The following is a 21038-nucleotide window of genomic DNA, read 5'->3' as shown; positions in this document are numbered from 1 at the left end:
CTCGGTGGCTTCACATTGAGCAGGACCGGTTGCACCGGTTCTGCTTGTGCCGACCTTTGACTGGCATTAACATGTATTCATTCACGATGGAGGAATACGTGTGAGCCAGGAAAGAATCAGGCAGTTGCTGCAGGAACTTCAGTCGGAGCTAGCCAAAACAGAGGATCTGGATGACGACACGCTGGCACTGGCGCGCCAGCTTGATGACGATGTTGATACGCTGTTGGAAACATCCGCGCGAAACAGTCCGGAAATGGATAATGCCATCGCGCTGGAGGCGCGCTTCGCCGCGACACATCCCGTCGCCGAGCGACTGATGCGTGAGATTATTGCCACCTTGAGTCGGATGGGAGTTTAAGCGCCCGGCCACTCAGCCGAGCGACCAGCTGCTCCAGCAGTTCCCATGCAGACAGATGGGTCAGGCCCTTGACGCTGATGTCGATCTGTCTGGCCAGCGTCAGCTGTTTTCTAAGCGCGGGTTCGCTTAAACGGTTTAACGCAGAGCTCATCAGCGCCTGTCTTGACTTCCAGACCCGCTGGGACTGTATGACGCTTTGTGCCGACAGACCTCTCTGCATTTGACAGGCCATGCCATGCAGAGTGCGGAGCTCACGGGCCAGCATGGTATTGATCATCAGGGCCTGGGCGCCTTCGTCGCGCATACGTCGCAGTGTTCTTATCGCCTTGCCACCTTCGCCAGCCAGGCAGGCATCAATCAACGCAAACACATTGAAGCGCGAGCTGTCCGCGACGCTGCGAGCGATCGCTGCCGCGTCAAGATGTGTACCTGACCCGAACAGCAGAGATAGTTTTTCAATCTCCTGGTCAGCGGCCAGCATATTACCTTCAACCCGATCTGCAAGCAGTTGGCAGGCATCAGCATCGGCACTCAATTGACGCTGAGAAAGGCGTTGCGTGATCCATGCTGGCAGGCGTGATGCCTCAACCGGATAAAGCTGCACTACGCCAAGCAAGGATTCGAGCTGCTTGTACCACTGGGTTTTGGTCGCAGCCCCTTCGATACGGGGGCTCAGGATAAGCAGCAAGGTGTCTTCCGGGGCTGACTTGAGATACTCAATCAACAGTTTTCTGTCAGCGTCGGCGATCTTGCTGGAGCCCAGGCGCAGCTCGATCAGCTTTTTGTCGCTGAATAATGACATGCTGGCACCTGCCGAGGTCAACGTTCGCCAGTCAAACTGCCGGTCTGCCTCATAGACTTCGCGTTCGGTATAACCCAGTGTTTTGGTGGTCTGCCTGACAATATCTGCACAGTCACGCATCTGCAGGGGTTCATCTCCAGCCAGCCAGTAGCCTGGCATCAGTTTGCCTGACTGAAAGTGTCTGGCTAACTGATCGGCATACAGCTTCATAATTCCACGGCCTGCAGGCGTCGGACTATGTTGTCGGCGAGTTCGCGCCGCATGTCATTTAAAGTCAGCTCCAGCCCGCTGTTGCTGCCACTGATGTTCGCAGTGTCTTCGTAAAATGTGCCCCGCACTTGAAAGGTCTCGGGGCCAGCGATGACCTGACCGCCCTGTCGCAAAGCGGCATCGACACTCAGCATCAGTTCGTACTGACCCGCCCCGGCTCGCGTATTGATGCTGATTGCACGCCGCTCCAGTTGCTCCGCAGACAGAGCAAGCTCCAGAACCTGCCCGTTGCCATGAACAATTTCGACATCGCTGGCCTCCAGAGTGTCTTCCAGTGCTCCCTGCAAAGGGTAGGGGCCTGATGGCACGGTCAGCGCCATCTGCTGCATCGGCAACACGGCTGTCTGGGCGCCGCGAAGCGCGAAGCCACAGCCAGACAACGCCACAAGCAGCGAGATCAGCAACAGACGGCGTAAAGCGTTCATCAGCCCACCACGATGTTGATCAGCTTGCCCGGCACAACAATCACCTTGCGAACGGTCTTGTCGGCAATATGCCGTTGTACGTTGTCATCGGCCATGGCCAGTGCTTCCAGCTTGTCCTTGCTGGTGTCACGCGCGACGGTCAACTTGCCACGCAGCTTGCCATTGACCTGTATGACGACCTGAATCTCATCCTGCACAAGAGCGGTCTGATCAACTGTCGGCCAGGGCTCATCAATGATGGCGCCCGGTTTTCCGATACTTGCCCACAGAGCGTGGCAAAAATGCGGAACTACTGGCGACAGGCCAAGCAGCACAATCTGCAGAGCTTCTCCGATGACTGCATTATCCTGCTCACTCAAATTGTCAGCGCGGTCATCCTGGAAACGGGTGATGCTGTTAACCAGTTCCATAATGGCTGCGATGGCTGTGTTGAATGTCTGCCGTCGCCCATAGTCGTCACTGACCTTTTCCAGTGTCGTATGCGTTTTGTAGCGCAGCTGCTTCTGCTCACTGTCCAACTGGGTCTGGTCCGGCGATTGCGAAGACGCAGTGCTATGACCGTAGCCTGTTACGACGCGCCAGAGTTTGCGCAGGAACCTGGAGCTGCCTTCCACGCCGCTGTCCGACCATTCAAGAGACTGGTTGGGCGGTGCTGCAAACATCGTAAACAGTCTCACCGTGTCTGCGCCATACTGCTCGATCAGTTTGGCCGGTTCCACGGTGTTGCCTTTGGACTTGGACATCTTGCTGCCGTCTTTGAGAACCATGCCCTGAGTCAGCAGGCGTTTGAAAGGTTCGTCCGAGGAAATGAGACCCTCGTCGCGCATCAGTTTATGGAAGAAACGCGCATACAGCAGGTGAAGAATGGCGTGTTCTATGCCGCCGATATACTGATCCACAGACAGCCAGTAATTTGCGCGCTCGTCCAGCATGCCAGTCTTGAGGTCAGGGCAGCTGTATCGGGCATAATACCAGGACGATTCCATGAAGGTATCGAAGGTGTCTGTCTCGCGCTCTGCATCTTTGCCACAAGAGGGACACTTGACACTATAGAATTCCGGCATTTTCTTTAATGGAGAGCCAGAGTCCGTGAAACTGACATCTTCTGGCAATACCACTGGCAGATCCTGCTCAGGCACCGGTACAGCGCCACAATCCGGGCAGTTGATGATCGGGATAGGGGTGCCCCAGTAACGTTGCCGGGATACACCCCAGTCACGCAGGCGGAAGTTGATCTGTTTGCTGCCAAGATCCCGCTCGCGCAGCCATTTTTCAATCGCCTCAAAAGCGGTTGCCGAATCCATGCCATCAAACTGGCCGGAATTGATAAGAATGCCTTTGCTTGTAAACGCCTGCTCTTCAAGCTTGCAGACTTCGTCATCGCTGCCGGGTTTGATCACCTGCTTGATGGGCAGCTGGTACTTGCGGGCAAATTCGTAATCGCGCTGATCATGGGCAGGCACGGCCATCACGGCGCCAGTGCCGTAGCTCATCAGGACAAAATTGGCGACAAACACCGGTACCTGTTCGCCACTGATCGGGTGAACAGCCTTGAACCCGCTGTCCATGCCTTTCTTTTCCATCGTAGCCATGTCAGCTTCTGCCACTTTGATGTGGCTTTGTTCTTCAATGAAACGTGCAAGCTCGACGTTCTGTTCAGCCGCCTGCAAGGCCAGTGGATGCTGCGGTGCGACAGCGACATAGCTCACGCCCATCAGGGTGTCCGGGCGGGTTGTATAGACCGTAAGCCTGGTGTCCTGGCCTGCCACTTCGAAGCTAAGCTCCACACCTTCGGATCGACCAATCCAGTTGGCCTGCATGGTTCGCACTTCGTCTGGCCAGCCATCCAGTTTGTCCAGGTCGTCCAGCAGTTCCTGTGCATAGGCCGTGATCTTGATGAACCACTGAGGGATCTTGCGACGCTCCACCAGGGCGCCGGAACGCCAGCCGCGTCCGTCAACCACCTGCTCATTGGCAAGCACAGTCTGATCGACAGGGTCCCAGTTCACTTCGGCTTCTTTTTTGTAGACAAGGCCTTTCTCGAACAGACGCGTAAAAAACCATTGTTCCCAGCGGTAATAGTCCGGATGACAGGTTGCCAGCTCCCGGCTCCAGTCATAGGCATAACCCAGCTGTTTGAGCTGCTTGCGCATGTAGTCGATGTTGCTCCAGGTCCATGAGGCCGGCGCGATACCGCGCTGCATGGCGGCATTTTCCGCAGGCAGGCCGAACGCGTCCCAACCCATGGGCTGCAGCACACTCTTGCCCTGCATTCGCTGATAGCGGCTGATGACATCGCCGATCAGGTAGTTTCGTACGTGTCCCATGTGCAGGTGGCCACTGGGATACGGGAACATCGACAGGCAGTAGAACTTTTCCCGGGTCGGATCTTCGCTGGCCTTGAATGACTGGTGTTGCTCCCAGTATTGCTGTGCCTGTGCCTCCACTTCTTGTGGATTGTATTGGGTTTCTTCGCTGTTGCTCATGGCTGGTAAGTTGTCTCGAATAGTCGTCTGTTTGGGGCAGTATTGTTTTCGGTTAGTGTTTGCGTCTGTCTAGTCAATGTTTTCTGCCGCGCCCGGAGGCAGCGCGGTCAGTTTTAGCAGACGTATCTGGCGACTGTCGGCGTTCAGAACCGTGAACTGGTAGCCGCCCAGTGCAACTGTCTCATCGCGTTCCGGGATATGCCGCAGCTCCTGCAACAGCAGGCCACCAACGGTGTCGGCATCATCTTCGCTGAACTCGCTGCCGAAGAATTCATTGAACTCTTCAACCGGGGTCAGCGCCTTGACGATATACTGCTCATCGCCTAGCGGTTTGATGTAGCTCTCGTCATCGACGTCGTATTCGTCATCGATCTCACCGATGATCTGTTCCAGAACGTCCTCAATGGTGACCAGCCCGCAGACCATACCATATTCGTCAATTACGACTGCCATATGGTTGCGTGTCTCGCGGAACTCACGCAGCAGAACGTTCAGTCGTTTGCTTTCCGGAACACAGGTTGCCGGTCGGATCATATCTTTCAGGTTGAATCGTTCGGCGTTATCGCCCAGCGCCAGTGGCAGCAGATCCTTTGCCAGCAAAATCCCAATCACCTGGTCTGGGTTTTCACCCGTCACCGGGAAGCGGGAGTGCGCAGCTTCGACGACGACGTCGAGAATTTCGGCGAGCGTCTGTCGCACCGAGACCGTCGTCATCTGCGAGCGCGGGATCATGATCTCGCGCACCTGCATGCTGGATACCTGCAGGGCACCTTCAATGATGCTCAGTGCATCAGCATCCAGCACCTGATCCTGCTCGGCATTGCGGAGCAGATTCAGCAGGCTTCTGGTGTCGGTTGGTTCATCAGAAAACACCTGCGCGATGCGCTCGAGCCAGGACTTTTGCCGCGGCTCGCTACTGGGAGGGTCGTCGGTCATGCCGGTATGTTGCTCCTGTCGTAATAGGGGTTGGCAATATTGAAGCCTTCAAGAATGCGTATTTCCAGCTGTTCCATGAGTTCTGCTTCTTCGTCGTCCTGATGATCCAGTCCGCAAAGATGCAGGACGCCGTGCACAATCAGGTGCGCCCAGTGGTCAATTGTCGACTTGCCCTGTGCCTGTGCCTCTTCGATAACGATATCGGCACACACGACCAGGTCACCCAGCGGATATTCGTCCAGTTGTGCTGCAACGGTACCGGGAATGTCGGCAGGAAACGAAAGAATATTGGTTGCATAGTCTTTCTGGCGATATTGGTGGTTCAGTTGGGCTGCCTCGTCGCGATCAACGATCCGCACACTGATGACACAGGGTTGGCCGCTGCGCTGCTGCTCGTGCAGGGATTCATTGGCAGTCTGATGTGTCAGTGCGGCAGTACACCAGGACGCGATGCTGTCGCTGTCCGGCGCATTGAGAGATGGATGCTCACAAATGACATCAACCGTCACGTTCATGGCTGCCGTCATCTTTACTCAGCGATTTGATGGTCGTCTGTCTCTCGTAGGCGTCGTAAGCTTCGACGATGCGCTGCACGAGTGCATGTCGCACCACATCTTTGGAGTCAAAAAAGTTGAAGCCGATTCCTGGCAGGCCGTTCAATACCTTCAGGACGTGAACCAGGCCGGAGCGTGTGCCTGAGGGCAGGTCGATCTGGGTGACATCACCGGTAATGACAGCGGTGGAGCCGAAACCGATTCGCGTCAGAAACATCTTCATCTGGGAAATGGTGGTGTTCTGACTTTCATCCAGAATAATAAACGAGCCGTTCAGGGTGCGTCCGCGCATGTAGGCCAGAGGCGCCACTTCGATAACGTTTTTTTCGATCAGGCGGGTAACCCGCTCAAACCCGAGCATTTCGTAGAGAGCGTCGTAGAGAGGGCGCAGATATGGATCGATTTTCTGGGACAGGTCGCCAGGCAGGAAGCCCAGTTTTTCGCCAGCCTCGACGGCGGGTCGCACGAGCAGCAGTCGTTTGACCTGGTCCTGCATCAATGCTTCGACGGCACAGGCGACGGCCAGATAGGTCTTGCCGGTGCCTGCCGGACCGATACCAAAATTGATGTCCATCTGACGGATCGACTCGACGTACTGCCGCTGATGTCGGCCGCGCGGTTTGATTGAGCTGTGCGGGGTCTTTATCAGGACTGGCCGGGTGCTGTCTTCGGCGGACTGAACTGCCTGTGGTGTGGCTGGCGGTACAGGCGTAAACCCTGACTCCTTGAGAGTCAGGTGAATAAGGTCGGGGCTGACATTGGTGCCATCAGCAGTCACGGCATAGAGCGACTCAAGCACTCTGATGCCCTCGCGGACGGCATCAGCTTCGCCAGACAATTCAAATTCGCTGCCGCGTTGCCGAATCTGCAGCGCCAGTGATTTTTCGATCTGGTGGATGTGCTCGTTCAGATGACCGCCCAGGTTCGCCAGGCGATGTGTGTCTTCCGGCGTCAAAGTGAGCCGTTGAGTGCTTTGTTCAGTAGCCATGCAGCTGGGGTACTACCTCCACCTCAAATGTGAGACGTCATATTTTCAGACTGGGCAATCAGTATAGAGCAATCCGTGTGATGGGCAAAATCTGGCCACAATTATCTCCGCAACTGCCCGCTACAGGTCCAGATGCTGTTGCTTAGAGCTCTCCGGCCAGGGAGTTCGGATAGGCCTCGCGGATGCGGACATCTACAAACTGCCCGATCAGGCGGGTGTCGTCACAGTGGAAATTGACCACGCGGTTGTTCTCGGTGCGGCCCTGCAGGCTGCTCAGGCCACGTTTGGATTCGCCGGTGACCAGCACGCGCTGGGTGCTGCCCACCATTGCCTGGCTGATAGCGGCTGCCTGCTGGTTGATCTGTGCCTGGAGCACAGTAAGCCGGTGCTTCTTTTCCTGCTCACTGGTATTGTCGGGCAGGTCTGATGCCGGCGTGCCTGGTCTGGGGCTGTAGATGAAACTGAATGATGTGTCGAAACCGACATCAATAATCAGGTTCATGGTGTCTTCAAAATCCTTCTGTGTCTCGCCAGGAAAGCCAACAATAAAGTCCGACGACATACTGATGTCGGGGCGAATTGCCTTCAGTTTGCGAATGATGGATTTATATTCCAGAGCAGTGTGTCCGCGTTTCATGGCGGCCAGGATGCGATCCGAACCGCTTTGCACTGGCAAGTGCAGATGGCTGACCAGTGCCGGCACGTGACGATAGACCTCAATCAGATTGGCAGAAAACTCTGTCGGGTGTGACGTCGTAAAACGAATGCGGTCGATTCCGTCCAGCGCCGAGATGTAGGTAATCAGGGTCGCCAGGTCAACAATCTGGCCGTCGTGGCTCAGCCCGCGGTAGGCGTTGACATTCTGACCCAGCAGATTGATTTCACGCACGCCCTGTGTTGCCAGATGCGCTGCTTCTGCCAGAACGTCATCCAGCGGTCGACTTACTTCCTCGCCGCGGGTGTAGGGCACGACGCAGAATGAACAGTACTTGCTGCAGCCTTCCATGATGGTCAGAAATGCCTGGCAGCCTGCGACACTTGGTTCCGGCAGGCGGTCGAATTTTTCGATCTCTGGAAACGTAATGTCTACCAGCGGCAGTCCGCGGCCGGAGCGGTTCAGCATTTCAGGCAATTTGTGCAGTGTCTGGGGACCAAAAACAACATCGACATAGGGCGCGCGTTTTCCAATTGCTTCGCCTTCCTGGCTCGCCACGCAGCCACCCACAGCTATTTTAAGACCGGGTTTGGCTTCCTTGAGACTGCGCCAGCGGCCCAGTTGGTGAAAGACTTTTTCCTGGGCTTTTTCACGGATCGAGCAGGTATTGAGAAGCAGAATGTCGGCTTCTTCTGGTGTTTCCACCAGGTCTGCACCTTGCGTCTCGCGCAGCAAATCCAGCATGCGTGACGAATCATACTCATTCATCTGGCATCCGTGGGTCTTGATGTAGACTTTTTTGCGTGTGCCGCTGGCTTGCTCGTTGGTGCTCATGACAATTCGGGCTCGTTGTGGAAATAAAGCTGCTGAATTACAGAAAGGCGCGGATTATACCAGTTCTGACGCTCGCGAATAAGTCTGAATGGGCTTCAAAAGAAGCCTGACTATCAGTCAGCTGTATTCCGGGCAGGGGTTTGCGTTACAATACGCGCCTCGCTCCCATTCCCAGTAGTCGTCCACGAGAGTCTTATGGCCAGTCGTCAGGAAATCTATCGCATTACATTCCTCAACAAAGGGAAGGTCTATGAGCTGTTTGCACGTCAGGTGTATCAAAGCGAGCTCTATGGATTCATTGAAATAGAGGAATTCCTGTTCGATGAGCGCAGTCAGGTGGTGGTCGATCCCGGCGAAGAGAAACTCAAAAACGAGTTTCAGGACGTTAAACGCAGCTTTATTCCCCTTCAGGCCATCATCCGCATAGATGAAGTCGAAAAGACTGGCGTCGCCAAGATTTCCAGTGGCGACAACGTCATGCCTTTCCCCATACCCGGATTTGTCAGTCAGCATCAGTCTGAGAGCTGATCGTCCCACCGTCGTTCAGTCTGCATTCAGGCAGGTAGCGCTATAACGGTACCGAGCATGTGCAAACGAGGAGGGCAGGTGATGAAGTTCTATTCAAGAAAGTATCGTATGGTGATGCTGGCAGCGGCTACATTAATGCTGGCATCAGTCAGCACAGGCGCGCTCGCAGATCGCTACAAGCGAGTGACGGTCTACGAGACTATTCACAAACCGATCACGGTGGTTCACTCGCCAGTTATTGGCTCTGTTTATATCGGCACTACCGTATATCGAGCCGACTATGGTCATGGGCGTCATCACGACAACCGTAAACACTACCGCAAACACGGTCATCATGATCGGGGATATCACGGCAAAGGACATCGCAAACATGACCATCATCGCCATGGTCACGGCTATAGTGGCCACTTCCAGGGGCATGACATCTGGCGTGGCGGCAGTTACCACGATCGTCACCAGCACAACGCGCGCGGCAGCTGGGAGACTGATCGCCGCCACGGCACTGTCTATGTCAATGAAAGAGGACGCAAGGGCTCGACCTATCGTCAGGTCGAGCGCAACAGCGTGGTGATTCGCCAGCGGGGCCGTTAGGCGGCTTCCAGGCTGGCCAGCTCCACACACAATACAAACACCGCCATGGCTTCGTCGATCTCCTCAAGGCTGGGGAAGGACGGTGCCAGGCGGATGTTGCTGTTGTTGGGGTCTCGCTGATACGGCCAGGTTGAGCCAGCCGGTGTCAGCTTGACGCCTGCTTCCGCGCAGAGTTTGACTACCTTGTCTGCCAGTCCTGGCTGGGTATCGAACAGCACAAAATAGCCCCCCTGCGGGCGCGTCCAGTTACCCAGTGGCTGCCCGTTAACGGTCTTGCCTGCCAGACTGTCGTCAAGATGTTTCAATACCCGCTCGAACTTGGGCTGCAGAATGGCGCGGTGTTGCTGCATCAGGCTGCGCAATCCGTCCATGTTCTTCAGGAAACGCACATGGCGTAACTGGTTGACCTTGTCCGGGCCGATGGTTGAGATACCCAGATAGTCAGCAAACTGTTTGATATTGGCTTCCGATGACGCGATAAACGCCATGCCGGCACCGGCAAAGGTGATCTTGGAGGTTGAGCCAATGACGATGGCGCTATCCAGGGTGCCCTGTTGTTCACATAGGCTCAACAGGTTTGCCAGCTCGGGCGGGTTGTCGACCAGATGGTGCTCGGCATAGGCGTTATCCCACATGATACGGAAATTGGCGCCAGCGATTTTTGCCAACGCCGCAAAACGGCTGACCACAGCGTCAGAGTAAACGACACCGTTCGGGTTGGCATACTTGGGCACACACCAGATGCCCTTGATCAGCGAATCGCTTTTGACCAACTGCTCGACCTGATCCATGTCAGGCCCTTCCTCTGTCATAGCCACCGGGATCATCTCGATGCCGAGCGCCTCGCAGACCGAAAAGTGACGGTCGTAGCCGGGTGCCGGACACAGAAATTTGACTTTCTGGCCGTCACGCGCTTCTTTGCTCCAGGCAGAATCTGCGCCTTTGACACCATTGATGTGCGCATTGGCAACGTACTGATACATAAGCTGCAGTGAGCTGTTACCGCCCACCATGACCTGCGCAGGGCGTGTTTCCAGATAATCTGCAGCGAATTGCCGGGCTTCAGGGATTCCCAGGCCGCCGCCGTAGTTTCGGGCGTCAGTGCCGTCAGCACAGCGGTAATTGCCTTGCAGGGTGCCGTCCAGGGCATTGCTCAGGTCCAGTTGCGCAGTGGCCGGTTTGCCACGCGTCAGGTCCAGATTGAGCTTTCGGGCCTTGATCTGTTGGTAGGCAGACTGTAATTCCTGAAGACGCGCTTGTGCGTTAGTCATGCTGACGATGTACTCCTTGCTGGATGTGTGGTGAGTGGCTTGCATTGTTGGTCTGCGACGGTGTTGTCAGGCCGGGCGTCAGACCAGAAAAACCGCGTCGACCAGAGACGCTGGCCGAAAACAGTCGACTGAAACCAATGCGGGTAGGCATTTTACAGTATACTCGCGGCAAACTCGATCCACAGGCCGCAATTGATGAATGAAACAAGCCAGTCCAGCCACCCGTATCAGTCGCTGGGCCCAGATCAGGTGCTGGATGCGATTGATGGCCTGGGTTTACAGACCAATGCGCGCGTATTTGCTCTCAACAGCTATGAGAACCGCGTGTATCAGGTGGGCATGGAGGACGGATCCTATCTGGTGGTGAAGTTTTATCGACCCGATCGCTGGAGTGACGAACAGATCCTGGAGGAGCACGCGTTTGCGCAGGAGCTGGCAGATCTGGATGTGCCTGTGGTCCCGCCGCAGCGCATCAATGAGCAGACTTTGCATGCCTGCCAGTGTGGAACCCAGCAATTTCGGTTCGCATTGTTTCCCCGACTGGCGGGGCGGGCCCCGGAGCTGGACAACCCGGACAACCTGCTGGTAATGGGCAGGTTCATCGGCCGGGTCCATCTGGTTGGTTCTCAGCGCAGCTTCGCTAATCGACTGCAATTGTCAGTCGCCACTCATGCCGTTGCCAGTCGTGAGTTTCTGTTGCGGCATGATTTTATTCCCGCCTCTTTGCGCACCGCCTATGAGACGCTGTCGGGTCATCTTGTTGAACGATTGGATCGGGTATTTGCAGATCAGCCCAACCTTCAGCAAATCAGGCTGCACGGCGACTGTCACCCTGGCAATGTACTCTGGCGCGATGAGAGGCCGTTTTTTGTCGATTTTGATGACGCGCTGACCGGGCCTGCCATGCAGGACCTGTGGATGATGCTATCGGGTGAACGTGATCAGCAGCAGGCACAATTGCTGGAAATAGTGGAGGGCTATGAGGAGTTCTTTGATTTTCAGCCACGTCAGCTGGCACTGATTGAGCCGCTGCGGACCATGCGACTTATGCATTACAGCTCGTGGCTGGCGCGGCGATGGGATGATCCGGCGTTCCCGATGAGCTTTCCCTGGTTTAATACCGAGCGATACTGGTCAGAACATATTCTGGAGTTGCGCGAGCAAATGGCTGCGCTGGATGAGCCACTGTTGCGTCTGTATCCATAAAGAGTCAGTGAAGCCATGGCTGCAGGGCACCCGCGGCCATTCACCGCTCTTCGTTGAGTAACTCCACCAGCGCCTGTTCCAGCAGTTCTGTATCGCCTTCCCGAAACCCTTCGTGCACTTTACGAATTACGCCTTGCCGGTCGATCAGGAATGAAGTCGGCATGCCGAACACATCGTAGGCATTCATAACGTCAGTGGTTCGATCGGCGACCAGATGGTAGGCCAGCGGGGTTTCAAGATCGGCCAGGAATTCGTGGGCATCCTCGATAGGGTCATCGATTGTGATGGCTACCACTTCGAAGCCCTGGTCACGATACTGTTCGTAAAGGGTATTGATCTGAGGCAGTGAGCGCAGGCAGGGCAGGCACCAGGATGCCCAGAAGTCGACATAGACTATTTTTCCGCGCAGATCTTCAAGTGCCACGGCGCTGTCCTGGTCGCGTACACCCGGCAGTTCAAATGCCGGAGCGGTATCGCCTGGCTCAAGAGCAGATACAGAGCTTGCCAGCAGGCAGAACAGACTGGCAGCCAGCGCTACGCCGCGTACCGGGTTTTTGCCAAGCAGGAGCTTCACAGAGTTCAACATGATGCGATCAGGCCGCCGAAGCTTGCTGGTTGGCAAAATTGTGCATCAGATCCTGCCATCGCTGACGCTGCAGCTTAAGCTTGTAACGGACCTCACGGTAACTGTCGCGCAGTGCCAGACGATCCCACTTTTCGTGAATCTGGTCGTGCAGCTGCGTTGTTTTAGCCTCATACCATTCCTGGCGATGCTTGGCCCAAAGGTCCAGCGTCGATTTCAGTTGCTGGTACTCTTCTTCCAGTTTAGCTCGCCACTTTTCGGCGTTCGCCAGCGTGCTGCAGCGTTCGGAGGCGTGTCGATATTGCATCTCCAGGCGGGCTGTTTCGATGCTCAGTGGAGACACTCGTTTCAGGTCGCTGGTCAGACCCAGCCACTCACAGCTTCGGATCAGCCATTTAGTAGGGTCGAAGTGCCACCAGCGGATGCCGTTGCGATAGTCCCACTGAAAGGTGTGGTGGTAGTTGTGGTAGCCCTCGCCATAAGTGAGGAATGCCAGCAGCGAGTTGTCACGGGCTGAACTCTTGTCGCTATAGGGTTGTCGCCCCCACATGTGTGCCAGTGAGTTGATCAGATAGGTGACGTGCTGACTGAGTACAAGGCGCAGCAGACCACTTAACAGCAGGCCAGCCATGATGCTGCCACCAAGGTAGCCGATAAATGCCGGAACGGCGATGTTCATGAACAGCACAAGGGCCAGGTAGTGTTTGTGCTGCCATTGCAGAATGGGGTCTTTCTGCAGATCCTTGATATTGGAGAAGTCCTGCACGCCACTGGGGTAGTGACGCACGATCCAGCCAATATGCGAAAACCAGAATCCGCGGCCGGCGGAGTAAGGGTCGCGATCATTGTTGTCGACAAAAGCATGGTGTCGGCGGTGGTCCGATGCCCAGTTAAAAACGTCATTCTGCAGGGCGCAGGCACCACCCAGCGCAAAAATGAAACGCAGCACCGGATGTGCTTTGTACGCCTTGTGTGACCAGAGTCGGTGGTAACCAGCGGTAATTGAAATGCCGCAGAAGCCCATCATCAGCACGAACATGACCCAGTCGTATACCGAGTAACCGTAAACGAACCCGAACAGGGGAACGAGAATCACGGCTAAGATCGGTGTGCTGGTAAATAGCACCATATTGGTCCAGTTAATCGGGGCATGCTCCTTTGCCGCTGCTGAGTCTGTGTTACCTGGCTGGGAAAGCTGCTTGTCTTGCATATGTCTATAACTTCCTGAAAAACCGAATGAATACTGCTGTTAACGTGGCCTTGCGGTGGATTAACCCCTGGAATGGACTATTGAATGAACTAAGACAGGCCAGAGGTCTGGAATATTACACGCTTAGGCGTGCAAATAGAAATATGACAGCCACGAATCGGAGTACAATACACCTGCCATTCATGCGGCAATGATACATTGGGCAGCCCGGAGCTGGGCTCAGGGGGTAGCGTAATGATGACAGATGATCAACTGGTGGACCTGCAAACACGGATAGCGTTTCAGGAAGACAGCCTGTCGACTTTGAACGATGTGATTGCCAGGCAGCAGCAGCAGATTGACGCTCTGGAACGCGAGCTGGCGCTCCACCGCGACAAGATTACAGAACTACTGGAAATCCAGGCAGAGCGGTCAATCAGTCCCGGCGCGCAGGAAGAAAAACCACCGCATTATTGATTGTCATGCGCCGGCGACGATGCGTGCCGGCGCAATCCGTATGCGGGACGGGCGGTCAGACAATCGTAGTCAGTCTCATTGCTGCTGGCTCAATGCAACAACGTCATCTGCCTGCAAGCCTTTGTCACCTTCGCTGACAGCAAACTCGACGCGTTGTCCGTCACGCAGAATACGATGTCCTTCGCCGCGGATTGCTCGAAAATGGACGAAAACATCGTCCCCACTATCACGGGTAATGAAGCCAAATCCTTTGCTGGCATTGAACCATTTGACGCTGCCCTGCTCGCGTGCGGCATTGCTGCTGGATCGATTCTGCTTTGGCTTGCGGGAACGTTTTTTCCTGGGGCTGCTTTGCAGGCGACTGGCAAGCAGCGAACTGAGCAATGTTGCCAGCAAAATCAAGACCAGTAAGCCGGCCATCTGATTGACGGCGGGCACCAGGAAGTACAAAACGGGTGCACTGATAATAGTTGCGACTACTGCCGCGATGACTGTATTGCGGAACATGGGCTCTCTCTTGGGGGAATACTTTAGGCGGCGCTCTGGGCCTGATGGTCGAGAGGGGGCTTGCCCGCGCCGGCAGTCGGGCAATTTGATGCCTCTTGTTGCCAGCCAGTATTCCTGCATCCTGATTGTTGTTGTTAATATCCGGGCTGGATTGTACCCGTATCGCGTCAGGATTCAAACTCTCCGCAGCCTGAATCGATTGCAGGCGTCGTTAAGTTATCGTTCAGCTGATTACCGCTATTCTGCACACGTCAACCAATGGACGAGGTGCAAAATGAACATCCACACGCAAGCAAAAAAAAGATCAATGCTGGCGATCGCGCTGTCAGCCGGTTTCTGGCTTTCGTCATCAGTCGCGTCTGCACAGACTCAGTATGTTTACGCTGACGTTATTGATACACGGCCTGTTTACCAGTCGGTCACGATTTCAGAGCCTCTTGAAACCTGCTGGAATGAGCAGGTCCTGGTAAAGGAAGACCGCCATGGGCAAAGCCGTACTCCAGTGCTGATCAGCACCATAGTCGGTGGTGCTATAGGTAACGCGCTTGGCACCAATAAATCGAGTCAGCGAGTTGGTGCGGTGGTTGGCGCTGTGTTGGGGCATTCTGTAGGCCGTGATATAGTGAAAGCCAACCACAAACCGCAGCACGCCCGGTACCAGACCGTGCAGCATTGCGAAGTGACAGAGTCCTACCGCGATGAGGAGCGCCTGACCGGATACCAGGTGCGCTACCGCTATAACGGCGAGGAATACACGGTACACACGGATCACGATCCCGGCAGAAAAATTCGGCTTCGCGTCGACGTTGCGCCGGTGTTTTAACTCTCTCCGGCAAGCTGCTGATGAGCCCGGTGGAGTGATTCCGGCTGTATCCTGACGGCAGTTTCGACATATGGAGAGACATAGTGAGTATGGTGACGTTAATGAGGGGCCGGCGCAGGAATCGATTGCTGATAGCAGCCATCGTATCCTGGCTGGCTCTGGCCGGAAGCGACGTGGTCGCGCAACCTCCGGCTGATCAGGCCGAGCAGCAACAGAACAGTGGTCGGACGGTCAATCAGCGACAGGCACTGGATATCGTCAGAGCCCAGTTTCCTGGCGAGGTCATCAGCATCAATGAAGTCAGGCAGGGCGACCGGGTTCGTTATCGGGTCAGACTGGACAATGAAGGAAATATTTACACTGTCTATGTCGACAAAGCGACAGGTGCCATCAGCAGGGAGTGAGCATGCGGGTATTGGTTGTAGAAGATGCCAGCCTGTTGCGGCAGCAGCTTAAACTGGGTCTGGAGCAGGCCGGATTTGTCGTCGATGATGCCAGGGACGGACGCACAGGCGTTTACCTGGCCGTCGAAAATGATTACGACGCCGCCATCATTGATCTTGGCCTGCCAGAACTGGATGGCATCAGCCTGATTCGCCAGATGCGTGAGGCGGGGCAACGCTATCCAGTACTGATTCTTACAGCGCGCGGTGATTGGCAGGATAAAGTCAGTGGCCTTGATGCAGGCGCCGATGATTACGTCGTAAAACCGTTTCGCATGGAAGAAATTCTTGCGCGCCTCAATGCCCTGATGCGCCGCGCCGCTGGCTTCGCCAGCCCGATCATCACCTCGGGATCCATCCAGCTCGATACCAGTGCCAAACGCGTCAGTGTTAACGGCACTGGCGTGGATCTGACCGCCTACGAGTACAAGACACTTGAGTATCTGATGTTGCACCCTGATCAGGTTGTCTCCAAGACGGAACTGACTGAGCACCTGTACGCACAGGATTACGATCGTGACAGCAATGTGCTGGAGGTGTTCGTTCGGCGCCTGAGACAGAAGCTTGATCCGGATCAGACGCTCAATCCTATTGAAACTGTGCGGGGCCAGGGTTACCGCATGCGCGTCATGGATTGATGCCAGGTGTCCAGGCCCGGTTCCTATTCGCTGCAGAGCCGACTGCTGGTCTCGGTCAGCATTCTCCTGGCGGTGTTTCTGGGTTTGACGGGAGTGGTGCTGGACAGGGCGTTCAGAGCCAGCGCCGAGGCCGGCATAGCCGAACAGTTACAGGTTCAGATCTACGTGCTGCTGGCGGCTGTCGATCAAAGCGACGGCGACTTCTATTTCATTGAAGATCTGCGCGAGCCGCGCTTTTCTCAGCTCAATTCCGGGCTTTACGGCCTAATCAGAGATGCTGACGGACAGGTGTTGTTGCGCACTCCCTCGGCGCTTGAACTCGCTGTTAATGAGCTGGCGCTGGGACGTGAGCTGTCACGTGGCGACACGCAGTTTCGTCGTCTGGCCGGGGCATCAGAACTGGAATTCTTTGTTAGCAGTTATGCTGTGACCTGGGAAAATCGACCCGCGCCTGTCATCTTTACGGTGCTCGAGGATACTGCCACTTATCAGTTGGAGGTGAATCAGTTTCGTCGCAGCCTGTGGTCCTGGCTGGGAGGCCTGGCCGCGCTGCTTTTATTGTTGCAGCTGGCGCTATTAAGATGGGGGCTGGCACCGTTGAGAAGACTGGCCCGGGATCTGGTCAGCATCGAAAGAGGTGACAGCGAAACCCTCGGAGAAGACTATCCGCGCGAGTTGAACGCAGTAACAACCAACCTCAATCTTTTGATTCAGTCAGAGCGCAAACAGCAGCAGCGCTATCGCACCACACTGGGCGATCTGGCGCACAGCCTGAAAACACCACTGGCCGTTATTCAGGGCGAGATGGCCGGCCTCAGGTCCGGACCCGATCACGCGGGTGCGACCGCGAGCGATACAGTGCGTGCCGATGTGATTCAGGAACAGCTTGATGCCATGAACCAGATTGTGGGTTATCAATTGCAGCGTGCCGTAAGAGGGGATAACACCAGTGCGCTGGCACGTCAGGTCAACCTCGCCGAGGCGACCGCGCGGGTAGCGCGGGCGCTGGAAAAGGTCTACGCCGACAAATCGGTAAAGATCACACAACAAGTGGACGAGCAGACCTTCTTCCTGGGAGACGAACGGGATCTGATGGAGGTTCTGGGCAATCTGATGGACAACGCCTGCAAGTATGGTCGGGGCAGGGTACTGGTGTCTTCATCCTCTGTTGGCACTGATTCCGGTGCTGCGCAGCTTCGTGTGGAAGACGATGGCAGTGGCATACTGCCTGAGGCAAACGAGCTGGTACTGCAGCGAGGAGTCAGGCTGGATACCTTGCCGCAGGGGCAGGGCATAGGCCTGGCAGTTGTGGCAGATATCGTGCACAGCTATGGAGGTCAGATCCAGATAGAGCGGAGCAGCCTGGGGGGCGCCGCAGTCATTGTAACCCTCAACAACATCCGGGTCAGCAATCTGCGCGAAAGTACCGCTCGCTAAACTTTTCCAGTCTCAGCTGGTGTCGCCCGGTTTATCTGCGCAGCCGTCGATCAGAAAACCAGTGCAGCGCCGCAGGACACCAGCGTCATCGCGAACAGGAACCACTTGATGGTGCTTTGCTGCACGCTGATGGCAAATTTTACGCTCAAGTGACTGCCCAGCATTGTTCCGGCCGCAAGTACAAGGCCCGGCAGCCAGCGCACCAGATCGAACCAGAGGAAGATGGCCAGTGAAACGGCTGTAAAACACAGCGTGCAGACCATTTTCAGCGCGTTCGCCCGGACCAGGTCGTAGCGCAACCCGCCAGCCAGGGCGGCCAGCAATATAAAACCGACTCCCGCCTGCACGAAGCCACCATAAACTCCGGCCAGGAAGAGACCTGCCCATGCACCGGGACTTTCACCCGGCGTCTTTACGGGGGTGCCTGGAGGCGGCGCGATGAAACCCGGGCGCACCAGGATGATGGCTGACATCAATAGAATTGTTCCCAATAGCAGCGGTTTGAGCGCCACATTCGGCAGCAGCGCTGCAATCAGTGCACCGATGGCGCCGCCAATCAGATTGGGGACCAGAATAGGCCAGATTGACTGAGTATCCAGTCGCCCGTATTTGTGAAACCCTTTGACCGCAACGACGCCCTGCAAGATGACGCCAACACGATTGGTGCCGTTGGCCACGTCGGGTGGCAGGCCCAGCAACATCAGGGCCGGCAGGGTCAGATTGGATCCGCCTCCGGCAAGGGTGTTTATCCACCCGGCGATGAGACCTGTCAGGGCCAGCAGCATGAGAAGCAGCAGATCGTATTCCATGCCCGTGAGTACCCGATTCATTGCGAAGCGCGGATTATAGGTAATTTACCCGCTGCCGCCAAAACTATCTGCTTTTTTATTGAGCATTGACGGGGATTCATGACTACAGTCTTGGTGGAGTCGTGAAATTTGCAGGGATGGCAATTATGCGTGCAACAGGGTCGTTCAAGATCCTCTGGAAGAACCGTGGTGTCGCCACACTAGAGCTGCTGCTGGCGGGCCTGCTGGCAGGCAGTGCCATCTCCGTCTCAGGGCTGATGCAGATCCACAGTGATGACGCCCTGTCGCGGGCCCTCGCTGCGCATCAAGCTTCAGTGCTGCTGGAGGAGTGGCTGGCATTACATGAGTTGTCGCCAGAACTTGCCTGCGCTGCCGAACGGACAAACTGTACGGCATTGAATAGCGGGAACACCGCGCTTCTGGACCATGATCAGGCAGTGGAGCTACTTGATCAGTGGGAGCAGCAATTGATAGACGCTGAGGCAGCAGAAATGTTCGGTCATTTTTCACTGCATGCCGCTGAAGACTACACGTCGATTTGCTGGCAACAGCCAATGCGCGCCACAGAATGTCTGATTCGGGTGGCATCCGCTCAGGAGTCGGATGCCTGATGAAGTTGCTCGCGAACATGCGATCAGGGCATGGTTTCAGTCTGCTGGAACTCCTGCTTGTCATCGCCTCAGGCGCAGTCATCAGTGGGTCTTTATTACAGGTCTACCTGTATGGACATCAGGACCGCTTAAGGCAGCTCGAGCGGCAGCAGTCTCTGGATACCTCGACGGTGGTGCGTCGGATATTTGGTGAGGACCTGCGACTCGCGCTGGATATGGCAGAAGCATTGGCACGCGCAGGCGCCACTGGATTGGTGCCCGTTGAGAAATGGCATGCTGGCGCGTCGTTCAGCCGCCCGTCCACAGCGGTCAGCGGCAGCGATGTTGTTATCGTCAGGCACTATTCCGTCACCGGTCTCTTCGAGAGCAGCAACCTGTACTACCTGGCACATCGTGGTGGTCGCCGAGACCAGCCCGCCGGGCTTTATCTTCGGAGAAGTCGACCGGAAGGTGGCTTTTATAGAGGCGAGGAACTTGTGACTGGTTTGAGTGATCTGAGGGTCGCAGTTTGTCAGCGGCGCTGTGATAGCACTAGCCGAGTCGAACATGGGAATCTGACTGCAGTCCGCATCCGCTACCGAGTGGCTGAAGATTCAGGCCTGATGCGGGGTCTGCTGACGGTGCCGGCAGGTATCAGTGACACCGAGCCGGCAGTGCTTAATGAGAGCTCCCCGTGAGCCCGAAAAACTGGCATCGGCAATTCCACTCCCGCAGGCAGCTGGGCGCGGTGTTGCCGCTGTGTCTGATCCTGAGTCTAGCCCTTGCTTTGATGGTTCAGGCAACTCTGGCATCGGCAGTCCTGACCCACCGTAAAGTGTTCAACCTGTTACATGCCAAAGGGTTCTGTGTGGTCGAACTGGCTTCTCAAGATCATGGCGAAAGAGGCGAGAACATAGCCGGTGAGACCCCGTGGGAGGCCGACAGCTTTGTGGCTAATCGTGAGGCCTTGCTGTCTGAAGTCCTGGTGAAATGTAAAGCCGCTGGCGTTAGCAAGCCGTAGCGGAATCAACAAGACTTCGGTCAGACATCGTCGCAATCGAGTGGATTGCCAGCACCATCCTCGCGCCAGCCGTCGCCGTCTGAGTCTTCTGCCAGTCGAATGCGACCTGCGCCGTTTATTACCAGCTGGTGAGGAGAGCCGGCATCAGTTTGGAGCGGACACCACATCAAACTGCCATTCTGATGAAGCAGCGCACCTGTTGTATCAAACTCCAGACGATTCGACGCACCGAAGCTGCGCCAGTGAACCGTGCCGTGAACTGCCGTCCAGTCCTGTCTGTGCACCTGCTCACCGTCGGAAACCAGTACGATCCCCAGGTTCCAGTCAGCTCCGCAACCTTCAAACCGTGCAGGGCACAGCGTGACAGCCAGGTCGGAACGGATGGCATGGCTGCGTGCCAGCTGTATCATCTCGGCAGCCTGCGAAATCACTCTCTCGCTCTCATCTCTCAGAAGCCATTGTGAGGCTGGAAGGGAAAACTGCAGCATTATTGTTATAATCACGGTGCAGATCATGATCTCCAGCAGGTTTACGCCTGATTGTCGAAACTCAATCGCGTGACGCCGGTACACCCGGCTGCAGTGGGTCCTCATCCATGAACTCCCGGCATGACTAGT

24 protein-coding genes and 1 pseudogene are annotated in these 21038 nt (G+C 55.9%); 12 read left to right on the top strand and 13 right to left on the bottom strand.

The annotated features are described in order from the left end of the window. Positions 1–100: 100 nt before the first annotated feature. Entirely contained in the window at positions 101–358 is a 258-nt protein-coding gene (locus LVD14_RS13910; RefSeq protein ID WP_237134724.1) for a DUF4404 family protein, read from the top strand. Here LVD14_RS13910 and holA read toward each other — a convergent pair. The 7 genes from holA to miaB all read right to left on the bottom strand — a co-directional run bounded on the left by holA (position 327) and on the right by miaB (position 8308). Further along, positions 327–1370, bottom strand: coding sequence for a DNA polymerase III subunit delta (holA, locus tag LVD14_RS13905; RefSeq protein WP_237134723.1), 1044 nt, complete (start codon positions 1368–1370; stop codon positions 327–329). The genes LVD14_RS13910 and holA overlap by 32 nt on opposite strands. Then, positions 1367–1855 (bottom strand): LPS assembly lipoprotein LptE, encoded by a 489-nt coding sequence (gene lptE / locus LVD14_RS13900; RefSeq protein WP_237134722.1) that lies wholly within the window; start codon positions 1853–1855, stop codon positions 1367–1369. The genes holA and lptE overlap by 4 nt, the downstream gene beginning before the upstream one ends. Beyond that, positions 1855–4341, bottom strand: a complete 2487-nt coding sequence (gene leuS / locus LVD14_RS13895) for a leucine--tRNA ligase (RefSeq protein WP_237134721.1) — start codon at positions 4339–4341, stop codon at positions 1855–1857. Before leuS ends, lptE begins: the two co-directional genes overlap by 1 nt. A gap of 69 nt (positions 4342–4410) precedes the next feature. Beyond that, positions 4411–5277 (bottom strand): HlyC/CorC family transporter, encoded by an 867-nt coding sequence (locus LVD14_RS13890; protein ID WP_237134720.1) that lies wholly within the window; start codon positions 5275–5277, stop codon positions 4411–4413. After that, complete coding sequence (gene ybeY, locus LVD14_RS13885) at positions 5274–5804, bottom strand: rRNA maturation RNase YbeY (protein ID WP_237134719.1); 531 nt, start codon at positions 5802–5804, stop codon at positions 5274–5276. Before ybeY ends, LVD14_RS13890 begins: the two co-directional genes overlap by 4 nt. After that, positions 5776–6819, bottom strand: a complete 1044-nt coding sequence (locus LVD14_RS13880; RefSeq protein ID WP_237134718.1) for a PhoH family protein — start codon at positions 6817–6819, stop codon at positions 5776–5778. The genes ybeY and LVD14_RS13880 overlap by 29 nt, the downstream gene beginning before the upstream one ends. A 142-nt stretch (positions 6820–6961) precedes the next feature. After that, a complete protein-coding gene (gene miaB / locus LVD14_RS13875; RefSeq protein WP_237134717.1) occupies positions 6962–8308 on the bottom strand; it encodes a tRNA (N6-isopentenyl adenosine(37)-C2)-methylthiotransferase MiaB in 1347 nt (448 codons plus the stop codon). Positions 8309–8503: 195 nt separating this feature from the next. On the opposite strand from miaB, the gene LVD14_RS13870 reads away from it, so the two are divergent. Continuing rightward, positions 8504–8836, top strand: a complete 333-nt coding sequence (locus LVD14_RS13870) for a DUF1820 family protein (protein WP_237134716.1) — start codon at positions 8504–8506, stop codon at positions 8834–8836. 81 nt (positions 8837–8917) lie between these two features. Next, positions 8918–9427: a hypothetical protein gene (locus LVD14_RS13865; RefSeq protein WP_237134715.1), complete on the top strand. Its 510-nt coding sequence runs from the start codon at positions 8918–8920 to the stop codon at positions 9425–9427. Here the strand turns inward: LVD14_RS13865 and LVD14_RS13860 are convergent. Beyond that, complete coding sequence (locus tag LVD14_RS13860) at positions 9424–10698, bottom strand: aminotransferase class I/II-fold pyridoxal phosphate-dependent enzyme (RefSeq protein WP_237134714.1); 1275 nt, start codon at positions 10696–10698, stop codon at positions 9424–9426. The two genes, LVD14_RS13865 and LVD14_RS13860, sit on opposite strands and share 4 nt — an antisense overlap. 195 nt (positions 10699–10893) lie before the next feature. Here LVD14_RS13860 and LVD14_RS13855 point away from each other — a divergent pair, with 195 nt between their 5' ends. Further along, positions 10894–11904: a serine/threonine protein kinase gene (locus LVD14_RS13855; RefSeq protein WP_237134713.1), complete on the top strand. Its 1011-nt coding sequence runs from the start codon at positions 10894–10896 to the stop codon at positions 11902–11904. Positions 11905–11944: 40 nt separating this feature from the next. On the opposite strand, the gene LVD14_RS13850 is transcribed toward LVD14_RS13855, so the two are convergent. Then, on the bottom strand, positions 11945–12490 hold the full coding sequence (locus tag LVD14_RS13850) for a TlpA family protein disulfide reductase (protein ID WP_237134712.1): 546 nt from the start codon (positions 12488–12490) through the stop codon (positions 11945–11947). A gap of 7 nt (positions 12491–12497) precedes the next feature. Beyond that, positions 12498–13697, bottom strand: a complete 1200-nt coding sequence (locus tag LVD14_RS13845) for an acyl-CoA desaturase (protein WP_237134711.1) — start codon at positions 13695–13697, stop codon at positions 12498–12500. Positions 13698–13931: 234 nt separating this feature from the next. Between LVD14_RS13845 and LVD14_RS13840 the strand changes: the two genes are divergently transcribed. Further along, entirely contained in the window at positions 13932–14153 is a 222-nt protein-coding gene (locus LVD14_RS13840; RefSeq protein WP_237134710.1) for a SlyX family protein, read from the top strand. Positions 14154–14228: 75 nt separating this feature from the next. Here LVD14_RS13840 and LVD14_RS13835 read toward each other — a convergent pair. Further along, positions 14229–14435: pseudogene (locus tag LVD14_RS13835) on the bottom strand (cold-shock protein); the annotation flags it as partial. A gap of 532 nt (positions 14436–14967) precedes the next feature. On the opposite strand from LVD14_RS13835, the gene LVD14_RS13830 reads away from it, so the two are divergent. From LVD14_RS13830 to LVD14_RS15580, 4 genes are all read left to right on the top strand, one after another. Further along, entirely contained in the window at positions 14968–15483 is a 516-nt protein-coding gene (locus tag LVD14_RS13830; RefSeq protein ID WP_237134709.1) for a glycine zipper 2TM domain-containing protein, read from the top strand. 125 nt (positions 15484–15608) lie between these two features. Then, positions 15609–15887 (top strand): PepSY domain-containing protein, encoded by a 279-nt coding sequence (locus LVD14_RS13825; protein WP_237134708.1) that lies wholly within the window; start codon positions 15609–15611, stop codon positions 15885–15887. A gap of 2 nt (positions 15888–15889) precedes the next feature. Further along, a complete protein-coding gene (locus tag LVD14_RS13820; protein ID WP_237134707.1) occupies positions 15890–16564 on the top strand; it encodes a response regulator transcription factor in 675 nt (224 codons plus the stop codon). Between the two features lie 6 nt (positions 16565–16570). Further along, the gene (locus tag LVD14_RS15580) at positions 16571–18001 is read left to right on the top strand and encodes an ATP-binding protein (RefSeq protein WP_237134706.1); all 1431 of its coding nucleotides are present in this window, start codon (positions 16571–16573) and stop codon (positions 17999–18001) included. Positions 18002–18051: 50 nt separating this feature from the next. Here LVD14_RS15580 and LVD14_RS13810 read toward each other — a convergent pair whose 3' ends face one another. Further along, positions 18052–18810, bottom strand: a complete 759-nt coding sequence (locus LVD14_RS13810; protein ID WP_237134705.1) for a sulfite exporter TauE/SafE family protein — start codon at positions 18808–18810, stop codon at positions 18052–18054. Between the two features lie 146 nt (positions 18811–18956). On the opposite strand from LVD14_RS13810, the gene LVD14_RS13805 reads away from it, so the two are divergent. From LVD14_RS13805 to LVD14_RS13795, 3 genes are read left to right on the top strand one after another with little or no spacing between them, the layout of a single operon-like run. After that, positions 18957–19421: a hypothetical protein gene (locus tag LVD14_RS13805; protein WP_237134704.1), complete on the top strand. Its 465-nt coding sequence runs from the start codon at positions 18957–18959 to the stop codon at positions 19419–19421. Then, positions 19421–20098, top strand: a complete 678-nt coding sequence (locus LVD14_RS13800; protein WP_237134703.1) for a type II secretion system protein J — start codon at positions 19421–19423, stop codon at positions 20096–20098. The genes LVD14_RS13805 and LVD14_RS13800 overlap by 1 nt, the downstream gene beginning before the upstream one ends. Then, positions 20095–20421, top strand: coding sequence for a hypothetical protein (locus LVD14_RS13795; RefSeq protein ID WP_237134702.1), 327 nt, complete (start codon positions 20095–20097; stop codon positions 20419–20421). The genes LVD14_RS13800 and LVD14_RS13795 overlap by 4 nt, the downstream gene beginning before the upstream one ends. A gap of 20 nt (positions 20422–20441) precedes the next feature. Here LVD14_RS13795 and LVD14_RS13790 read toward each other — a convergent pair whose 3' ends face one another. After that, complete coding sequence (locus LVD14_RS13790; protein WP_237134701.1) at positions 20442–21014, bottom strand: GspH/FimT family pseudopilin; 573 nt, start codon at positions 21012–21014, stop codon at positions 20442–20444. Between the last annotated feature and the right edge of the window lie 24 nt (positions 21015–21038).

Source organism: Pseudohongiella sp. O18 (genome assembly GCF_021729085.1).
Lineage (GTDB): Bacteria > Pseudomonadota > Gammaproteobacteria > Pseudomonadales > Pseudohongiellaceae > Pseudohongiella.
Note: the sequence above shows the minus strand (reverse complement) of the source record. Positions and strands in the feature narration are given on the sequence as shown.

Coding starts and splice junctions, on each gene's coding strand:
- holA (WP_237134723.1), bottom strand. CDS start 1,370: ATGAAGCTGTATGCCGATCAGTTAGCCAGACACTTTCAGTCAGGCAAA.
- lptE (WP_237134722.1), bottom strand. CDS start 1,855: ATGAACGCTTTACGCCGTCTGTTGCTGATCTCGCTGCTTGTGGCGTTG.
- leuS (WP_237134721.1), bottom strand. CDS start 4,341: ATGAGCAACAGCGAAGAAACCCAATACAATCCACAAGAAGTGGAGGCA.
- LVD14_RS13890 (WP_237134720.1), bottom strand. CDS start 5,277: ATGACCGACGACCCTCCCAGTAGCGAGCCGCGGCAAAAGTCCTGGCTC.
- ybeY (WP_237134719.1), bottom strand. CDS start 5,804: ATGACGGCAGCCATGAACGTGACGGTTGATGTCATTTGTGAGCATCCA.
- LVD14_RS13880 (WP_237134718.1), bottom strand. CDS start 6,819: ATGGCTACTGAACAAAGCACTCAACGGCTCACTTTGACGCCGGAAGAC.
- miaB (WP_237134717.1), bottom strand. CDS start 8,308: ATGAGCACCAACGAGCAAGCCAGCGGCACACGCAAAAAAGTCTACATC.
- LVD14_RS13870 (WP_237134716.1), top strand. CDS start 8,504: ATGGCCAGTCGTCAGGAAATCTATCGCATTACATTCCTCAACAAAGGG.
- LVD14_RS13865 (WP_237134715.1), top strand. CDS start 8,918: ATGAAGTTCTATTCAAGAAAGTATCGTATGGTGATGCTGGCAGCGGCT.
- LVD14_RS13860 (WP_237134714.1), bottom strand. CDS start 10,698: ATGACTAACGCACAAGCGCGTCTTCAGGAATTACAGTCTGCCTACCAA.
- LVD14_RS13855 (WP_237134713.1), top strand. CDS start 10,894: ATGAATGAAACAAGCCAGTCCAGCCACCCGTATCAGTCGCTGGGCCCA.
- LVD14_RS13850 (WP_237134712.1), bottom strand. CDS start 12,490: ATGTTGAACTCTGTGAAGCTCCTGCTTGGCAAAAACCCGGTACGCGGC.
- LVD14_RS13845 (WP_237134711.1), bottom strand. CDS start 13,697: ATGCAAGACAAGCAGCTTTCCCAGCCAGGTAACACAGACTCAGCAGCG.
- LVD14_RS13840 (WP_237134710.1), top strand. CDS start 13,932: ATGATGACAGATGATCAACTGGTGGACCTGCAAACACGGATAGCGTTT.
- LVD14_RS13830 (WP_237134709.1), top strand. CDS start 14,968: ATGCTGGCGATCGCGCTGTCAGCCGGTTTCTGGCTTTCGTCATCAGTC.
- LVD14_RS13820 (WP_237134707.1), top strand. CDS start 15,890: ATGCGGGTATTGGTTGTAGAAGATGCCAGCCTGTTGCGGCAGCAGCTT.
- LVD14_RS13810 (WP_237134705.1), bottom strand. CDS start 18,810: ATGGAATACGATCTGCTGCTTCTCATGCTGCTGGCCCTGACAGGTCTC.
- LVD14_RS13805 (WP_237134704.1), top strand. CDS start 18,957: ATGCGTGCAACAGGGTCGTTCAAGATCCTCTGGAAGAACCGTGGTGTC.
- LVD14_RS13800 (WP_237134703.1), top strand. CDS start 19,421: ATGAAGTTGCTCGCGAACATGCGATCAGGGCATGGTTTCAGTCTGCTG.
- LVD14_RS13790 (WP_237134701.1), bottom strand. CDS start 21,014: ATGAGGACCCACTGCAGCCGGGTGTACCGGCGTCACGCGATTGAGTTT.